Origin of the sequence: Algihabitans sp. (assembly GCF_965226985.1) — a bacterium.
GTDB lineage: Bacteria > Pseudomonadota > Alphaproteobacteria > Kiloniellales > DSM-21159 > Algihabitans.
Window position 1 is genome coordinate 1,263,299 of sequence record NZ_OZ245712.1, and the last position, 16,853, is coordinate 1,280,151.

Below are 16,853 nucleotides of genomic sequence, written 5' to 3' on the forward strand. Positions count from 1 at the left end.
ATGACACGCAAGATCACAGATTTGCCGATGACGTTTACGCCGGACGCAGGCGGGCCGGCGCCGAAGACGCAGGGTGCGTCGCCGGCTGGCCGCGTGGCGCCTGACATCGATCTTGCGGCGACCAAGACGGATGGTCTGGGGTGTCACGCCGGGAAGGACAAGTTGAAGGCTGCTGCGGCGCAAGCGGGTAAGTCGGAGACTCTGGAGCGCTACGCGAAGGACTATCCGACGGGACCGCACGACCAGCCGCAATCCATGTGCCCGGCTTTCGGATCCCTGCGCGTGGGCTTGCGGATGCGGCGCACGGCTACGGTGCTGTCCGGCTCGGCCTGCTGCGTCTATGGGCTGACCTTCACGTCGCATTTCTACGGTGCGCGCCGCACCGTCGGCTATGTGCCTTTCAATTCGGAAACGCTGGTCACGGGAAAGCTCTTCGAAGACATCCGCGAGGCGGTCCATGAGTTGGCCGATCCCGAGCTCTACGACACGGTCGTCGTGACCAACCTCTGCGTGCCGACGGCATCCGGCGTACCGCTGCAGCTCCTGCCGAAAGAGATCAACGGCGTCCGGATCATCGGGATCGACGTGCCCGGCTTCGGCGTGCCGACCCATGCCGAGGCGAAGGACGTGCTGGCCGGTGCGATGCTGAATTACGCCCGGACGGAAGCGGAGCAGGGGCCGGTCGCAAGCCCGCGCGGCGGTGCCAGCGAGGCACCGACGGTGACGCTGCTCGGCGAGATGTTCCCTGCCGACCCCGTCACACTGGCCGCACTGTTACAGCCCTTGGGTCTTGCCACGGGGCCGACCGTGCCGACCCGGGAGTGGCGCGAACTCTACGCCGCGCTCGACTGCGCCGCGGTCGCCGCGATCCATCCTTTCTACACCGCCTCGGTGCGGGAGTTCGACGCGGCCGGCCGTCCGGTCGTCGGCTCGGCGCCCGTGGGCGTCGACGGCACGGCCGCTTGGCTCGAGACAATCGGCAAGGCCTGCAACGTCGCGGAGAAGCAGATCGATGCCGCCAAGGCCCAGTTCCTGCCGGCCACGCGGGCGGCCCTGGCAAGCGCACCGATCGATGGACGTATCACGCTGTCCGGTTACGAGGGGTCGGAGTTGATCGTGGCGCGGCTGCTGATCGAAAGCGGCGCCGATGTCCGCTACGTGGGAACGGCCTGCCCGCGCACACTCTGGTCCGACCCGGATCGCGAGTGGCTGGAGAGCCGCGGCGTCGCGGTGACCTACCGCGCCTCCCTGGAGGACGATCTTGCGGCCTTCGCCGAGTTCCAACCCGACCTGGCGATCGGGACCACGCCGGTGGTTCAGAAGGCCAAGGAGCGGGCGGTGCCTGCCCTGTACTTCACCAACCTGATTTCGGCCCGACCGCTGATGGGGCCGGCCGGTGCCGGGTCGCTGGGCCAGGTGGTCAACGCGGCCCTGGGCAACAAGGCCCGCTTTGCGGAGATGGACGACTTCTTCGCCGGGGTCGGGACGGGTCATGCCGCCGGTATCTGGGAAGAGCTTCCGGTGGAGCCGGCAGCGCCAGCTAGGCCGGTCGCCAAGCCCCAAGCGGCCAAACCGCTCAAGGCGCAGTCCGCGAAGGAGGCCGGCGCATGCTAGTGCTCGACCACGACCGCGCGGGCGGCTACTGGGGGTCGGTCTACGTCTTTACGGCCATCAAGGGTCTGCAGTGCATCATCGACGGCCCGGTCGGCTGCGAGAATCTGCCGGTCACCTCCGTCCTGCACTACACCGATGCCTTGCCGCCCCACGAACTGCCGATCGTCGTGACCGGTCTGGCGGAGGACGAACTGGGCCAGAAGGGGACCGAGGGTGCGATGAAGCGCGCCCACGAGACGCTCGACCCCAACCAGCCGGCGGTGGTGGTGACCGGTTCGATCGCCGAGATGATCGGCGGCGGGGTCACGCCTGAGGGGACCGGCATTCGTCGCTTCCTGCCGCGCACCATCGATGAGGACCAGTGGCAGAGCGCCGATCGCGCGATGAACTGGCTGTGGACAGAGTTCGGGCTGCGCAAAGGCAAGCTGCCGAAGGAGAGCAAGCGGCCCGAGGGCGCCAAGCCGCGCGTCAACATCCTCGGCCCGGCCTACGGCATGTTCAACATGCCGAGCGATCTGGCCGAGATCCGACGGCTGGTCGAGGGGATCGGCTGCGAGATCAATCTCGTCTTCCCCTTGGGCAGCCATCTGAAGGATGTCGGGCGACTGGTCGATGCGGACGTCAACATCTGCCTCTACCGCGAATTCGGACGGCTGCTCTGCGAGGCGCTGGGCAAGCCCTATTTGCAGGCGCCCATCGGTCTGCATTCGACGACCAAGTTCCTGCGCGCGCTCGGGGAACTGACGGGGCTCGATCCGGAACCCTTCATCGCCCGCGAGAAGCACACCACGATCAAACCGATTTGGGATCTCTGGCGGTCGGTAACCCAGGACTTCTTCGGTACCGCGAGTTTCGCGATCGTCGCAAACGAGACCTACGAACGCGGCCTGCGGAACTTCCTGGAGGTGGAACTCGGTCTGCCCTGTACCTTCTCGTTTCGGCGGTCGGCCGGCGTGAAGCCGGATAACGCCGCGGTGCGCGAGGCGATCCGGACGAAGACGCCGCTGATTCTCTTCGGCAGCTACAACGAACGCATGTATCTCGCGGAGATCGGCGCACGCGCGATGTATCTGCCGGCTTCCTTCCCCGGCGCGATCGTCCGGCGTCATACCGGCACGCCCTTCATGGGCTACGCCGGAGCCACCTATCTGGTTCAGGAAGTCTGCAACCAGCTGTTCGACGCTCTGTTCCATATCCTGCCGCTGGGTACGGAGTTGGACCGGGTCGAGCCAACGCCGGCGCGGCTGCATCGCGAGCTTCCCTGGCAGCCCGAGGCGCAGGCGGCACTCGACGAGCTGGTGGCCGCGCATCCGATCCTGACACGCATCTCCTTCGCGAAGGGTCTGCGCGACGGCGCCGAAGCGGCTGCCCGTCGGGCCGGCGGTTCGGAGGTCACGCTCGCTCATCTGCAGGCGCAGCAGAGCAAGCAGGAGGGGCGGGCGGCATGAGTACGACGCTCTTTGGGGACTCTTTTAACGGCGGGGCGACGAGAGGCGGTCGCTTTCGCCGTAACAGGAAGGTTCGTTCCGCTTGGTGGTTCGAGCCGTTCACCTGCCTCTCAGCGGAGTGACGCAGATGTCCGATTTCGCTCTTCGCCATGGCGACCACGCTCACGACCGACGGCACGGCCAGGAGGCTTCGTCGTGTCACGCACGCACCCGCCGCCGGACCTCGGGAAGCTACGAATTCTGGCTCTACTTCGCGATCAGCTTCCCGATTTTTCTGACCATCGCCGTTCTCGCGCGGTTGCTGCCGCGCGCGTGGCGCCCGGGTCTGACGGAGCTGCGCGGTCGGGGGTCGATCTTCGGTGAGGCGAAGGCCGCCGCGAACCGGGTTCTGCCTTTCGTCTTCATGACGTGACGACGAGGCTTCGAAACCGCTCGGCTGATGCCGGGTGAAGAGACGGTTGCAGTTCATCCCGTCGTTCTTGGGTCATGAACTGTGCCGATCCCAGCCGTACGGGATGGGTACGGCAGCGGCCGCAAGGCCATGTGAGTGGAGGCTGCGTTCATGTCAGAACGTTCCCTGACCGGTCTCAACGAAGACGAGGCCCAGGAGTTTCACGGCATCTTCGTGAAGAGCTTCGTGATCTTCACCGGAATTGCCGTGCTGGCGCACATCCTTGCCTGGTTGTGGCGTCCTTGGCTGCCAGGACCGGGCGGCTATACCGATGCAGCCATGCTTGACGGTGCGAAGGATATTGCGCTGCAGGCTCTCACGCTGATCGGATAGGGAGAGACGAGAGATGTGGAGAATCTGGATGATCTTCGACCCGCGTCGCACGCTGGTCGCTCTCTTTACCTTCCTGTTCATCCTGGCGTTGCTGATTCACTTCATCCTGCTCAGCACCGACAGGTTCAACTGGTTGGAAGGTCCGACGGGTGCGGCGGGTGCCGTCTCCCAGATGTCGGCTCTGCCGTCGGACGATCCTCTGCGTTCCTAGACGGACGCCGGGCATCGACCCTGGCGGTGGCGGAAGGCGTGCTTGTCATTCGACGAGGACGGCTTTCCGTCACCGGTCCGGGACGGTGAGACTTTTGGAGATCTCGACCAATGGCCATGCTGAGTTTTGAACGAAAGTACCGCGTGCGGGGCGGGACGCTGGTCGGAGGAGATCTCTTCGACTTCTGGGTCGGTCCTTTCTACGTCGGCTTCTTCGGCGTCACGACGATCTTCTTCTCGGCCTTGGGCACGGCCCTGATCTTCTATGCTGCGGCGATCGGCCCAACCTGGAACCCCTGGACGATCAACATCGCTCCGCCAGATCTGTCGTACGGGCTCGGTTTCGCGCCCTTGAAGGAGGGCGGCTTCTGGCAACTGATCACGATTTGCGCAATCGGCGCCTTTGTCTCCTGGGCCTTACGCCAAGTGGAGATCTGCCGAAAACTCGGCATCGGGTTGCACGTTCCGGTGGCCTTCAGCTTCGCCATTCTCGCCTACGTCAGTCTGGTCGTCGTTCGCCCGGTTCTGCTGGGCGCCTGGGGCCACGGTTTCCCCTACGGCATCTTCAGCCACCTCGATTGGGTTTCGAACGTCGGCTATCAATATCTGCACTTCCACTACAACCCGGCGCACATGCTCGCCGTGACCTTCTTCTTCACGACGACCCTGGCCCTGGCGCTGCACGGGTCCCTGGTTCTCTCGGCCGCGAACCCGGCCAAGGGCGAACCGGTGAAGACGCCGGAGCACGAGGACACCTTCTTCCGGGACTTCATCGGCTACTCCGTCGGCACGTTGGGTATTCATCGCCTCGGCCTTTTCCTGGCGCTCAACGCCGGCTTCTGGAGTGCCGTCTGCATCGTTATCAGCGGACCTTTCTGGACCCGTGGCTGGCCGGAATGGTGGAACTGGTGGCTCGACTTGCCGGTCTGGTCGTAGGAGGTCCGAAGCATGGCTGAGTATCAGAATCTCTTCACGCAGACCCAGGTGCGCGGACCGGCGGAAGCGGGAGTCCCGATCGACGAGAGCTTCTGGCCGCGGCGTGGAACACCTGGTTTCAACCATCTGATCGGCCGCATCGGGAACGCTCAGATCGGCCCGATCTATCTCGGCTGGTTCGGCGTCGCCTCACTGATCTGCGGCTTCATCGCCATCGAGATTATCGGACTGAACATGTGGGCCTCGGTGGGTTGGGACCCGGTGCAGTTCGTGCGGCAGCTCTTCTGGCTGGCGCTTGAGCCGCCGCCGCCCTCCTACGGCTTGAGCCTGCCGCCGCTCAATCAGGGTGGCTGGTGGTTGCTGGCCGGCTTCTTCCTGACGGCCTCCATCATTCTCTGGTGGATCCGCACCTACCGCCGCGCCATCGAGCTGGGCATGGGTACCCACGTCGCTTGGGCCTTCGCCTCCGCGATCTGGCTCTATCTGGTTCTCGGCCTTATCCGGCCCGTGTTGATGGGCAACTGGGGCGAGGCGGTGCCCTTCGGCATCTTCCCGCATCTGGACTGGACGGCGGCCTTCTCCATCCGCTACGGCAACCTTTTCTACAATCCCTTCCACGCGCTCTCGATCGTTTTCCTCTACGGGTCGACGCTGCTCTTCGCCATGCACGGCGCGACGATCCTGGCGGTCTCCCGCTTAGGCGGCGACCGTGAGCTGGATCAGATCGTCGATCGCGGCACAGCTTCGGAGCGGGCCGGACTGTTCTGGCGCTGGACCATGGGCTTCAACGCGACGATGGAGTCCATCCACCGCTGGGCCTGGTGGTTCGCGGTGCTGACGACCCTGACCGGCGGGATCGGCATCCTTCTGACCGGAACGGTGGTCGACAACTGGTACCTCTGGGCCGTCAAGCATGACTTCGCCCCGATGTATCCGGAGGTCTATCCGACGGTGCCGGATCCGGCCCTGACGACGGGAGCAGCCCAATGACCCTCACTATCCCGCCTTTCCTGACCCGCTTCGCCATCGCGATTGTCGGCCTGTTGGTGATCCTGGCCTTCTTCGCGGCGCCGATCGCTACCGAGACGTCGCAGCGCGGTTATCGCGGGACTGGGCAAGAGGTGGTGCTCAACGCCAACACGGTCGAGCGCCAGTTGGAGGCCAGCCAGGTTCCGGCCGAACCCTGGCCTCTGGAAGAGGGTGATGGGCCGCTGGCGTCCGAGGTCTACGAAAACGTCCAGGCACTGGGCCACCTCAACGCCGGTAACTTCGACCGTCTCATGGCCGCCATGACCGAATGGGTCTCACCGGAGCAAGGCTGCACTTACTGCCACACCGAAGACGGAAACTTCGCGAGCGACGACATCTACACCAAGGTCGTCTCCCGTCGAATGATCCAGATGACGCAGCATCTGAACAGCCAATGGACGAACCACGTCGCCCAGACCGGCGTCACCTGTTACACCTGCCACGCTGGTCAACCGGTTCCGGAGAACATCTGGTTCGACGATCCCGATGCGCTCCACGCCGGCGGTCTGGTCGGCGACCGGGCGGGCCAGAACATCGCGGCTCCGGAGGTCGGCATGACCTCGCTGCCGCAGGACATCTTTCGGCCCTTCATCCATGACGAAGCAAACATTCGCGTGATCGGCGACGAGGCTCTACCGCATGGCAACGAGCGGACGATCAAGCAGACCGAGTGGACCTATGGCTTGATGATCCACTTCTCGGAATCCCTCGGGGTCAATTGCACCTACTGCCACAACTCGAACAACTTCGGGTCGTGGGAGCAGGCGCCGGCCAGTCGTGCCGTTGCCTGGCACGGCATCCGCATGGTGCGCGATCTCAACGTCAACTATCTGGAGCCTCTCGGCCCGGTCTATCCGGAGATCCGGCTCGGTCCGCTGGGCGACGCGCCCAAGGCCAACTGTGCGACCTGTCACCAGGGCGTCTACAAGCCGCTGTTCGGAGCGCAGATGCTGGCCGATTATCCCAGCCTGCGTGAGCCGGGGCCTGCCGACCTCCAGGATCCGCCGAGGCAACAGACCAGCGGATTGAACGACTGACGGGCTCCGGGGGCGCATCGCCTCCGGTCGCCAGTCGGTACGAAACCCTCCACTCGGGCCGTCTCCTCCATCACGTGAAGGCGGCCCGTTTTTTCTGTCTCGGTTCGGGATTGGAAATTAGCGTCGGTGAGCCGACGGCACCGAGCTCTTGCACGTTGCGGGTGGGGTAACTGCGAGCTTGGGGACCGCCGCTCCTTGCCGGGCGTGAAGAGTCCGGCATCGGTCAGTCAGGCGGAATGCCGGCGTCTACCGGAGAGCAAGCAGGTTCAGTCCTTCGCGAAGATGATCGTCGCCTCGCCCAGTAGGACTCCGAACTTGGTCACCCGGGCACGATTAATCAGCTTGCCGTCGGACTGCAGAAACATGCGGTCGTCGAAGTCGACCAGGAGGCGTCGCGCGCCGATCTGCAGTGAGAAGCGATAGCGCCAGTGCAGCTGGTTACCGGTAACGCGGCCGCGCGCCTGCCCGACAACGTCCTGGGCCGTACCGCAATAGCCGCTGCGACCCTCGGAACGTATCCGCCAGATACGGCGCTCGGTCTGACCGTCGTCGTAGACGAAGTCTTCCGTGAGCTGGAGCTCGTCGCCGTTCCAGTCTCCGTGAATCTCGACTTCGAACTGGCGTTTCAGCTTCCCGAAGCGGTCCTGGAAGACGCCCCAGGCACGAGTGTGACCGGCAAAGTAGTCTTCGAGCCGCAGGAGCGGACGCGCGACCGATCTCTGCGTGCGTCTCGCCCGCGTCTCCCGTCCCGAGCTGGCGCCGCATCCTTCCATATCCGTCCAGACGGCCATGGCGATCTCTCCTCAGTTTTCTTATCGTCAACCGAACGGCCCGTTCAGCCGCACGATGGCGAGATTCAGAGCACCTGCAATGCTCACCCACAGGAGGTAGGGGACCAGGAATAGGGCGGCCATTCGGGCAAAACGCCACAGCACCGCGATCAGCACCGCGATCGAGGCCCAGAGGAAAAGAACTTCGAAGAGGGCCCAGTCCGGCCTGCGAAAGGCGAAGAACAGAACGGACCAGAGAATGTTGAGAAAGCCGTTGGCCAGAAACAGCACGAGCAGGGCATCGCGGACACCTCGGTTCGGGGCGGCGCGCCAAGCGGCCGCCGCAGACAAAACCACCAGACTCAGAACGACGGTCCAGATCGTACCGAAGGCCCAGTCGGGCGGTCGCCAGTTCGGCTGTTCGAGAGACTGATACCAAGGCCCGAGATCGGTCATGGTGCCGCCCACCGCGGCAACCAGAACGGCGACCAGGGCGGCCACGAGGATCGGTAGCAGCTTCCGGTCGCGGCCGGCGGAACTGGACAGAGTGTCTTGTCCCTCGTTCACGGAGACACCACCCGCAGCAGATGCGCCATGTCCTTCAGGAAAATTCGCAGATGCGCGCCCGGCCGTGCCTTGACGAGCTTCTTTTCCATGTAGGCTTGCCAGGTGAGATACTGAACGTCCGGATCCTGGCAGATCGAGACGAAGCGCTCGCGACGCCGGTCGCTGGAATACCAGAACTTCTGCATGATACCGAGGATCCAGAAAACCCGGCCGTGGGCGCGCATGAACTGCTTGCGGGCGCTGGCGAGCTGTCGAGCGTCGCCCGTGTCCAAGGCCCGTTCCGCCGCCTGAGCCGAAAGCTGGCCGCCCAGCATCGCGTAGTAGATTCCCTCGCCCGACGCCGGTGCCACGATGCCTGCCGCATCGCCGGCCGCGATCACGTCGCGACCGTTATCCCAGCGCTTCAGGGGCTTCAGGGGAATGGGTGCGCCTTCGCGACGGATCGTCCTATTTTCGGACATGCCCGTACTGTTCCGTAGCGTGCTGACGGCGCCGCGCAGGGAGAACCCTTTGTTCGCGGAGCCCACGCCGATGCTGGTCGAGTTGCCATGCGGGAACACCCAGGCATAGAAGTCGGGCGAGAGCTTTCCCTGGTAATAGACGTCGCAGCGGTCGCTCTCGAAACTCTCGGACTCCCGATCCGGCGAGGCGACGATCTCGTGGTAGGCGAAGACGCAGGGTACCCGCTCGGCATTGGGAATACCGGCCTGCTTAGCGACCTGCGAGCGGGCGCCGTCCGCTGCGATCACCAGTCTGGCGCGCAAACGACGCAACTCTTTACCTGCCGTTTCACCGCCGGGGCGATAGGAGACGATCGCCGTCCCATCCTCGGCGCGCTCGAACGCTTCGAAAGTGCCCGTCCTGCGCTCCGCGCCGTCGTTCGCGGCGCGCTCGCGCAGCCATTCGTCGAACTCGCAGCGGTCGACCATGCCGACGTAGCCGCCCTCGATCGGCATGTCCACGCCGCGATCGCTCGGTGAGATCATCCGCGCCTTGGTAATCCGCGCCTTCAAGAGATGGTTCGGAATGGCGAAGTCTCGAATCAACCGGGGAGGGACGGCGCCGCCGCACGGCTTGATGCGTCCGGCCCGGTCGAGCAATACGACCGACCGTCCGTTCTTGGCCAGCTCGCTGGCCGCCGTCGCACCGGCCGGTCCACCTCCGACGACGACGACGTCGTAGAGCGTTGCGGGCTCCGCGCTTTCGGAAGCAGAGAGAGATTCGGGCTGCGCCCGGGGCGGGACACTTTCTACCTGGGTCATGGTCACCTCCTCTCCATTCGCGCTGCTAGCTCGCGGCGGGCATGCTGACGCCGGTCGTTTTGAAGTCCGTCTCGGCCTTGCGGCTGAGGCCGATGGCGAGATGTGCGGCAAGAAGGAACAGCAGTCCCTCGGCCAGGAAGACCGTCGCATAGGCACTTGCCGGGGAGTCGATCAGGAGCCGTGCGGCATCGATTGCGGCGGTTCCGAGAAAGCCGCCCAGCCCGAAGGCGACAGCTTGGGCGGCCCCCCAGAGGCCCATGCGCACGCCCTCGCGTCCCCCTGTGCCCTTGGTGGCGAGTCTCATCATCGAACCGATGGCCGCGACCGCAAAGGCGCCATTGGCGACACCCAGCGCAAAGACAGAGGGCTGCAGAGGCCAGCCGCCGCCGATCAATCCGCCGAGCGCGAGATTGGCCAGCGCCAGCGCGGAGGCGATGCAACCTCCGACGATCCAGCTCTGCAGCGAGCCGATCCGCCGTTGACGCGCCGCGCTTCCTAGAATGCCGACCAGCAGCATGCCGACGAAGACCCCTGCATGCTGAACGCCGGCCAATTGCGTCGACTGACCCGGAGTCAGGCCGAAGACCGTGCCGGCGAAGGGCTCCAGGATCAGATCCTGGGCGCTGTAGGCGAGCATCGAGACGAAGACGAAGACGGCGAAACGCCGCGCTTCCGGCTCGGCCCAAACCTGCGTCAGGGCATCGCGGAAGCTACCGTCCGCCGCCGGTCTCGGGGGGGCTGCTTCGGTGCCTCGCGACCCACGAGTCTCGACGCCGGCCAGCGCTAGCAGGGTTAGCAGAAAGGCGAGAGCGGAGACCGTTCCCGAAACCATGACCAGACGTGCGGGCGAGAAGGGGTCGAGGAAGTGGCCGGCGACCAGCGCCGTCACTACGAAGCCTGCGATCATCATCATCCAGACGAGCGTCGCCGCAGCGGCACGCCGCTTCGCGTGGACCTGGGTGGCCAGCAGGGTCAGCAGAGCCGTACCGGCCGCGCCCACGCCGCCGCCGATCAGGATGAAGGATCCGATGGCCAGCAACAGACCGCCGGTCAAGTTGCTCCCCATCCAGGCGGTCGCCACGGCCGCACCCAGTCCGCCGAGCGCCAGGGCCGCCATGCCGCCCACGATCCAGGGGGTGCGTCGTCGACCCTTGTCTGAGCCGTAGCCCCAGCGCGGGCGCAGAACCTGTAGAGCGTAGTGCAGGGCGACCAACGCACCGGGCAGCATCGCCGGTAGCGCCAGTTCGACGACCATGATGCGGTTGATGGTCGAGGTGGTCAGGACGACGATGGCGCCCAGGGCCGTCTGCACGAGGCCAAGGCGCAAGATCCCGAGCCAGCCGAGCGAACCCCCGGATGTCGCATCGGCCATCATGTCGCGATCCCACTCATCCCGCACCTCCGGTCAGGGCGGCCATCTCGGGGCGGATCGCGAAGGCGCAGATCAGCATGCCGGCGACGAAAAGCGTCGTACCCGTCGCGTTGTACCAAGGCGCCATTTCGCGGGGACGGCCGATCAGACGCACCATGAGCACGAGTTGCACGAGCAGCAAAGCCGTGACCGCGGCGGCGTAGACCGGCAGGGCCCAGTCGAACAGCAGCCAGACAACGACGGCCTGAGGGAGCGCCATCACCAGGCACGCCAGCTTGGCGGCCCGGTCGATACCGAGCTGGACGGGTAGGGAGCGAACGCCCATCTGCCGGTCGCCCTCGACCGCCTTGAAGTCGTTGAGCGTCATGATGCCATGGGCGCCGATGGAGTAGAGCGCGGCCAGTGCGACGATCTTCCAGTCGGGCGCCATCGCCATCATCAGAGCCGCGCCGGTGAACCAGGGGATTCCCTCGTAGGCGAAGCCGCAGGCGGCGTTCCCCCACCAGCCGTTCATTTTCAAGCGGGTGGGCGGCATCGAGTAGGCCCAGGCGAGCAGCAGGCCGATCAAGGCAGCCCAAAACACCCAGACACCCAGGATCCAGGCGACGATCAGCGACAGGATCGACCAGACGATCGCGATGTAGAGACCCCAACGGCCCGGAATGCGCCCGGAGGGAATTGGCCGGTTGGGTTCGTTGATGGCATCGACGTGGCGGTCGAACCAGTCGTTCACGGCTTGACTGGTGGCGCAGACCAGAGGGCCAGCCAGAACAATTCCAAGAAGGATTTCCCACCAGCGTTCGAGCAAGGGCACGCCGGAGGAGACGACGCCGCACATCAATGCCCACATGGGCGCGAACCAAGTGATCGGCTTGAGCAGTTCGAGCACCGTCGCAGGCGCCGGGTAGGCGCGCGGACGGCCCGTAGGTTCGATGGCACGATCACTCATGACTGTAGTTTTGTGTTGACGGCAATAAGTGTCAAGAAAACGCGACAGTCAGGCGGCTCGAACCTTCACTTTTGATGCGTGTCAATTTCCGGACCCGGAGCATGAGGTTCCGAACCGCGGGTGGCGCCCTGTCGGCCGACGGGCGCAGGCCGTCAAACGAGACTGGAAGGAACGGAAGCGAGCGAGTCCCGGATCAGGGCAACCCCGGAAGCCTCAAGCAAGAGTGCTTCCAGATGGCTTGAAAGCGCGCGGAAGCCTCTTTAACCGGCTTCAGTTTCCTCGCCGATGCCGTAGCGCCGAAGCTTAGCGTAGAGGCTTTGACGGCTGAGGCCCAGCATCTGGGCGGCGGACGCCCGATTGTCGCCGGTCAGTTTCAGCGCCGCTTCGACGCAGAGGCGCTCGATAATATCGGTGGTGTCTCGCACCAGGTCCTTCAGCGGCACACGTCCGACCAGCTCCGTCAACTGCTCGACAGAATGAGGCAACTCGTCGGCAGGTTTGAAGCTTCTGGCGACGCGCTGTCCGACGGAGCGCACAACGAAACCCATACAGGGTTCCTCGCCGTTCTCGACGGCGACGGCGGAGACCATCACGTCATCGGTGGTGCCCAACTCGCTGTGCAGCACCGTCGCATAGTCGCTGACCGAGCCATGCTCGCGCAGAGCCTTTGCAAGCACTTGTCGATCCACGCCGGGTCGGCCAAGCCATCGGTCGAGAGGCTGACCGACCGCTTGCTCATCTCCGACCAACTGCGCCATCTCCAGGAAGGCCGCATTGGCCATCAGGATTTTCCGATCAAGGTCGGTCACCACGAAGCCGTCGGGCAGGTTCTCCATCACACGGCTGACGCGGGTTGCATCCTCGCTGCGCCTCTCCGGTTCCTGCGAGGCAGCCAGGGGCGCCAAGCGGACGAGGATATGAACCGTCTTTTCCTGGCGGAACAGTGTGGCGGAAACGGCGATCTGCCGACCGGTCGCAGACAAGACGGCCTCGACGCGCTCGGCTTTTCCCACCGCGCGAACCGTCGCAAGAAGCGTTTCCGCCTCTTGTCGAGACTCCGTTCGGAAGAGATCCAGAAGCGGTCTTCCGTTCACACGCTTCTCGCCGCTGCCGAGCAGTTCGATCGCGGCCGGATTGACGTCGACAACATTACCGTTTGCAGCGTCGACGATCAGGACGGCTTCAGCGGAGATCTGGAACAGCAGCCGATAGCGTGTCTCGGCGTGTCGCAGGCGTGCGTATTCCCGCTCCATGGACTGCTGGTAGCCGATCAGACGTTGTTGGGCGTCGGCCAAGAGTCTCTGATCGCGTCCGATCGCGACGATACGTCCGTTAGGTCCGGCCTGCAGCGCAGCGTAGCGCACAAGAAAGGAATCGTCCGGTGCGTAGATGTGATTGATTTCGCGCCAACGTGGCGGGGCGGCATGTCGCGCCTCGTGGAGCAATCTTTCGACCTTGGCCCGGCTTTCGACAGTGACGGTTTCGATCCAAGGTCGACCGATCCAGGACTGTGCCGTCTCCAAGCTGGCGCAGTCGGGCCCCAGGGCGACGTCGTGGATGGTGCCGTCCGGATCGACGACCAGAGCTATGTCGGCTGCAGTCGCGATCAGTTCGGCTGCAAATCCGGCATTAAGCCCCTCGAGCGAGGACTCTGGCGTTCTAAACTGAACGGCCCTGTCGTTTGAGACCCGCGGCTCCATCTTGCTTCCTGCTTCTCCTTGCCGGCGCGGTAGCGGCGGAAACGCACGGCGGCATCGACAGGCGATTGGCTTCCTGAACGGCCAGACAGCCGTCTCCTGCCATCGCATCAGCACCGACACGCGAGACCAGACTGGGTTGGTCGTTGAAGGCACTGCCTCCCACCAGGAAAGCGATGCCAGGGTTGCGGGACACTTGACGCAACGATCGGATACAGGACTGTAGGCCTTCAAGCAACCCAACAGAACTCATGGAGAAACCGACGAGTGTGAACCACTCGCGGCGCAGAAGTTTGCTGACTGCTGTATTGTCGGTGGAGGAGACCGTGACCTCCCAACCGGCGCGGCGCAGAAAGTTCTCGACCAGGGATAGACCGAAGGCGTGCTGTTCGCCGGGCGCGGGCATGAGCAGGATTCGTCGGCGAGGGTGGGCCTCGTCGCTGCTCTCGGCATCGAATTGCGGGCTAAGTTCGCGCAGCACTTGTTGCAGACGGGCAAGGCCGATCGTCACGTCGATGAAGCTGCACTCGTCAGCTAACCAGAGGTCGCCGAGCAACTGAGCGCTGGGGGCGAGTAGATCCAGGAAGAGGCAATCGAGCGGTAGGCCGTGCGCACGCAGCAACTCGACATGGGCCAACGCGACGCTCGCGTCCTGGGCGATGATCAACTTGGTGAAGGCCTCGATGTCCGCGGCGTTGGGAACCCGATGGTTGTCCAGCACCACCGGCATGCCGTTTTCGGCCTGTCCGGGCCCTGTCGCACCGTGCGCCAATTTCAACCTGGGGATGATTTCCCCTTCGATGGTTCGGGCGAGCCGGGCGCGCCGCTGGGACTCTTCGGGATCATAACGATCTATCTGGCTGGAGTTAGCTGCAGTAAGGCTGAGACCGTAGTTTTTATCTGCTGGGTTGTGCTTTGTCGAAATTCGGTCGCGACGCCGAAACGTTGAACCGGTTTCACTGTGTCCGCCCAATGCTCCCATGGTGTCCTCCCCGGGGCCTGGCCGCTCTCGTTCTCCGAGAGCAAGATTAATTTCCCATAACCAAGCCCAACACGAGTCTTAACGCTGTTCAATCGAAACCGTCGTGCTTTCGCTGATCCGCCTGATTTTTGATCTAGATCAGTTGGCCTAGACCGGGCCACCCCAGTCACCCCATTGTAAGTAGGGGAATCGCCCAATGTAAAGTAATATGAACGTCTAGTTGAGTTGACACTTTCGAATTGGCCGGCTTAGAGTCTCTCGAACGCGAACGATGACGTGCGGATCGGCACGAAGGAGACGCGGCGAATGGGCCAAGATATTGGTCGGACGAGGGTGGAAGACGGCGGATCGCGCAAGCGTGGGATCGAGGCGATCCGGTCACCGCTCTACACGCCAGAGCAGCGTTTGCGACGTGACGCCTCCAAGTGGACGCTCGTCCAGGGCCTTCTTGCGCCGCTGCAGTTTCTGATCTTCCTAATCTCGCTCGGCCTGGTGCTGCGAACACTCGCGACAGGCGAAGGTCTGGCCGCCGCTCATGCCTCCATCGTCGTCAAGACGCTGGTCCTCTACAGCATCATGGTCACCGGCGCGATCTGGGAGAAGGAGGTCTTCGGCAAGTACCTCTTCGCGGCGCCTTTCTTCTGGGAGGATGTGGTCAGCATGGGCGTCATCGCTCTGCACACGGCCTACCTCCTGGCCTTGGCGACGGGCTGGCTCGGCTCCGAGGCGCTGCTGCTGCTCGCACTGGCGGCCTACCTCGCCTACGTCGTCAACGCTGCTCAGTTCCTCTGGAAACTCCGCATGGCGCGTCTCGACGAAGCGCGCGCGACAGGGTCCGGGCCTGTACCGGCCGAGGCCGCGACTCCGGCGATGGGGGCGGCCCGATGACCACGCAGACGCTACCTCTCCAGACTGCGGTTCGGCCGGGCGGCTGTGCGCCCGGGGAAGCCGCTCCCGAGGTCTTGCGCGAGCGCGGACAGCGGGAGGTCTTCTGCGGCCTCACCGGCATTATCTGGCTGCATCGCAAGATTCAGGACGCCTTCTTCCTGATCGTCGGCTCGCGAACCTGTGCGCATCTGATGCAGTCGGCGGCCGGTGTGATGATCTTCGCAGAGCCGCGCTTCGGCACTGCGATCATCGAGGAGCGCGATCTGGCCGGCATGGCCGACGCCAACGACGAACTGGACAAGGTCGTTTCCCGGCTGCTGGCCCGCCGGCCCGACATCAAGTTGCTGTTCCTGGTCGGCTCCTGCCCTTCGGAGGTCATCAAGCTCGACCTCTCGCGCGCGGCTCAGCGCCTGTCCAAGCAGTTCATGCCCGATGTCAGGGTGCTGAACTACAGCGGCAGCGGTATCGAGACGACCTTCACGCAGGGCGAGGACATGTGTCTGGCCGCCCTGGTCCCGGAGCTGCCGGCGGAGTCGCCCGGCGCCGAACCTTCGTTGCTGCTGGTCGGGGCCTTGGCCGACGTGGTCGAGGACCAGTTCCTCCGCACCTTCAGGGCGCTGGGGATCGAGAGGGTTTCAGCTCTTCCGCCTCGGCGCTCGACGGATTTGCCGGCGGTCGGGCCGAACACTCGGTTCCTGCTGTGCCAGCCATTCCTGGGAGAGACGTCGCGGCTTCTGGAGGAGCGGGGCGTCCAACGTCTGGCTGCGCCTTTCCCCTTGGGTGTGGAGGGGACGACGGCCTGGCTGAAAGCGGCTGCGCAGGCCTGGGGCATCTCGGAACAGCGGTTCCGGGAGGTGACGGCGCCGGCGCAACAACGCGCCCGTGTCGCCACCGCCCGCTACCGGGATCGACTTGCCGGCCAGCGCATCTTCTTCTTCCCGGATTCGCAGCTGGAGATCCCGATCGCCCGTTTTCTGGCGCGCGAGCTGGGTATGGAGCTGATCGAGGTCGGGACCCCCTATCTGCATCGCCAGCATATGGCCGAGGAGCTCGCGCTTCTGCCCAGTGGCGTTCAACTGAGCGAGGGGCAGCACGTCGATCGCCAGCTCGACCGCTGCCGCGCCGCCCAACCCGACCTGACCGTGTGCGGTCTGGGCTTGGCGAACCCTCTGGAGCAGGAGGGGCTGACAACGAAGTGGTCGATTGAGCTGGTCTTCACGCCGATCCAAGGCTTCGAGCAGGCCGGCGATCTTGCGGAACTCTTCGCGCGCCCTCTGGTGCGCCGGACGAAGCTGGAGGTCTAGGATC

At 64.6% G+C, this 16,853-nt stretch carries 17 protein-coding genes; 10 read left to right on the top strand and 7 right to left on the bottom strand.

The window, feature by feature from the left end:
* The 8 genes from bchY (at window position 1) to pufC (ending at window position 7,058) form a co-directional block, all read left to right on the top strand.
* Window positions 1-1,614 (top strand): chlorophyllide a reductase subunit Y, encoded by a 1,614-nt coding sequence (gene bchY / locus ACO054_RS05695; protein WP_421709476.1) that lies wholly within the window; start codon window positions 1-3, stop codon window positions 1,612-1,614.
* Window positions 1,608-3,062 (top strand): chlorophyllide a reductase subunit Z, encoded by a 1,455-nt coding sequence (gene bchZ, locus ACO054_RS05700; RefSeq protein ID WP_421709477.1) that lies wholly within the window; start codon window positions 1,608-1,610, stop codon window positions 3,060-3,062. The genes bchY and bchZ overlap by 7 nt, the downstream gene beginning before the upstream one ends.
* Window positions 3,063-3,189: 127 nt before the next feature.
* Window positions 3,190-3,474 (top strand): hypothetical protein, encoded by a 285-nt coding sequence (locus ACO054_RS05705; protein ID WP_421709478.1) that lies wholly within the window; start codon window positions 3,190-3,192, stop codon window positions 3,472-3,474.
* A gap of 150 nt (window positions 3,475-3,624) precedes the next feature.
* Window positions 3,625-3,846 carry a light-harvesting antenna LH1, beta subunit gene (gene pufB / locus ACO054_RS05710; protein WP_421709479.1) on the top strand — a complete coding sequence of 74 codons (222 nt, stop codon included), beginning with the start codon at window positions 3,625-3,627 and terminating at the stop codon, window positions 3,844-3,846.
* A 13-nt stretch (window positions 3,847-3,859) separates the two neighbouring features.
* Window positions 3,860-4,057 carry a light-harvesting antenna LH1, alpha subunit gene (gene pufA, locus ACO054_RS05715; protein ID WP_421709480.1) on the top strand — a complete coding sequence of 66 codons (198 nt, stop codon included), beginning with the start codon at window positions 3,860-3,862 and terminating at the stop codon, window positions 4,055-4,057.
* Window positions 4,058-4,167: 110 nt separating this feature from the next.
* On the top strand, window positions 4,168-4,992 hold the full coding sequence (gene pufL, locus ACO054_RS05720) for a photosynthetic reaction center subunit L (RefSeq protein ID WP_421709481.1): 825 nt from the start codon (window positions 4,168-4,170) through the stop codon (window positions 4,990-4,992).
* Window positions 4,993-5,004: 12 nt separating this feature from the next.
* Window positions 5,005-5,982 carry a photosynthetic reaction center subunit M gene (gene pufM, locus ACO054_RS05725; protein ID WP_421709482.1) on the top strand — a complete coding sequence of 326 codons (978 nt, stop codon included), beginning with the start codon at window positions 5,005-5,007 and terminating at the stop codon, window positions 5,980-5,982.
* Window positions 5,979-7,058, top strand: a complete 1,080-nt coding sequence (gene pufC, locus ACO054_RS05730; RefSeq protein WP_421709483.1) for a photosynthetic reaction center cytochrome PufC — start codon at window positions 5,979-5,981, stop codon at window positions 7,056-7,058. The genes pufM and pufC overlap by 4 nt, the downstream gene beginning before the upstream one ends.
* Window positions 7,059-7,324: 266 nt before the next feature.
* Here the strand turns inward: pufC and ACO054_RS05735 are convergent, their stop codons facing one another.
* The 7 genes from ACO054_RS05735 to ACO054_RS05765 all read right to left on the bottom strand — a co-directional run bounded on the left by ACO054_RS05735 (window position 7,325) and on the right by ACO054_RS05765 (window position 14,657).
* A complete protein-coding gene (locus ACO054_RS05735; protein WP_421709484.1) occupies window positions 7,325-7,849 on the bottom strand; it encodes a DUF3833 family protein in 525 nt (174 codons plus the stop codon).
* A 27-nt stretch (window positions 7,850-7,876) separates the two neighbouring features.
* The gene (locus ACO054_RS05740) at window positions 7,877-8,395 is read right to left on the bottom strand and encodes a TspO/MBR family protein (protein WP_421709485.1); all 519 of its coding nucleotides are present in this window, start codon (window positions 8,393-8,395) and stop codon (window positions 7,877-7,879) included.
* Entirely contained in the window at window positions 8,392-9,657 is a 1,266-nt protein-coding gene (locus ACO054_RS05745) for a geranylgeranyl diphosphate reductase (RefSeq protein WP_421709486.1), read from the bottom strand. The genes ACO054_RS05740 and ACO054_RS05745 overlap by 4 nt, the downstream gene beginning before the upstream one ends.
* Before the next feature lie 25 nt (window positions 9,658-9,682).
* Window positions 9,683-11,029 carry a BCD family MFS transporter gene (locus ACO054_RS05750; RefSeq protein WP_421709487.1) on the bottom strand — a complete coding sequence of 449 codons (1,347 nt, stop codon included), beginning with the start codon at window positions 11,027-11,029 and terminating at the stop codon, window positions 9,683-9,685.
* Between the two features lie 16 nt (window positions 11,030-11,045).
* Window positions 11,046-11,978, bottom strand: a complete 933-nt coding sequence (gene chlG, locus ACO054_RS05755) for a chlorophyll synthase ChlG (protein ID WP_421709488.1) — start codon at window positions 11,976-11,978, stop codon at window positions 11,046-11,048.
* A gap of 260 nt (window positions 11,979-12,238) precedes the next feature.
* A complete protein-coding gene (gene ppsR / locus ACO054_RS05760; protein ID WP_421709489.1) occupies window positions 12,239-13,678 on the bottom strand; it encodes a transcriptional regulator PpsR in 1,440 nt (479 codons plus the stop codon).
* On the bottom strand, window positions 13,638-14,657 hold the full coding sequence (locus ACO054_RS05765; protein WP_421709490.1) for a cobalamin B12-binding domain-containing protein: 1,020 nt from the start codon (window positions 14,655-14,657) through the stop codon (window positions 13,638-13,640). The genes ppsR and ACO054_RS05765 overlap by 41 nt, the downstream gene beginning before the upstream one ends.
* 306 nt (window positions 14,658-14,963) lie before the next feature.
* Here ACO054_RS05765 and bchF point away from each other — a divergent pair, with 306 nt between their 5' ends.
* Both bchF and ACO054_RS05775 read left to right on the top strand, forming a co-directional pair.
* The gene (bchF, locus tag ACO054_RS05770; RefSeq protein ID WP_421709491.1) at window positions 14,964-15,545 is read left to right on the top strand and encodes a 2-vinyl bacteriochlorophyllide hydratase; all 582 of its coding nucleotides are present in this window, start codon (window positions 14,964-14,966) and stop codon (window positions 15,543-15,545) included.
* Window positions 15,542-16,849 carry a ferredoxin:protochlorophyllide reductase (ATP-dependent) subunit N gene (locus tag ACO054_RS05775; RefSeq protein ID WP_421709492.1) on the top strand — a complete coding sequence of 436 codons (1,308 nt, stop codon included), beginning with the start codon at window positions 15,542-15,544 and terminating at the stop codon, window positions 16,847-16,849. Before bchF ends, ACO054_RS05775 begins: the two co-directional genes overlap by 4 nt.
* Window positions 16,850-16,853 lie beyond the last annotated feature (4 nt).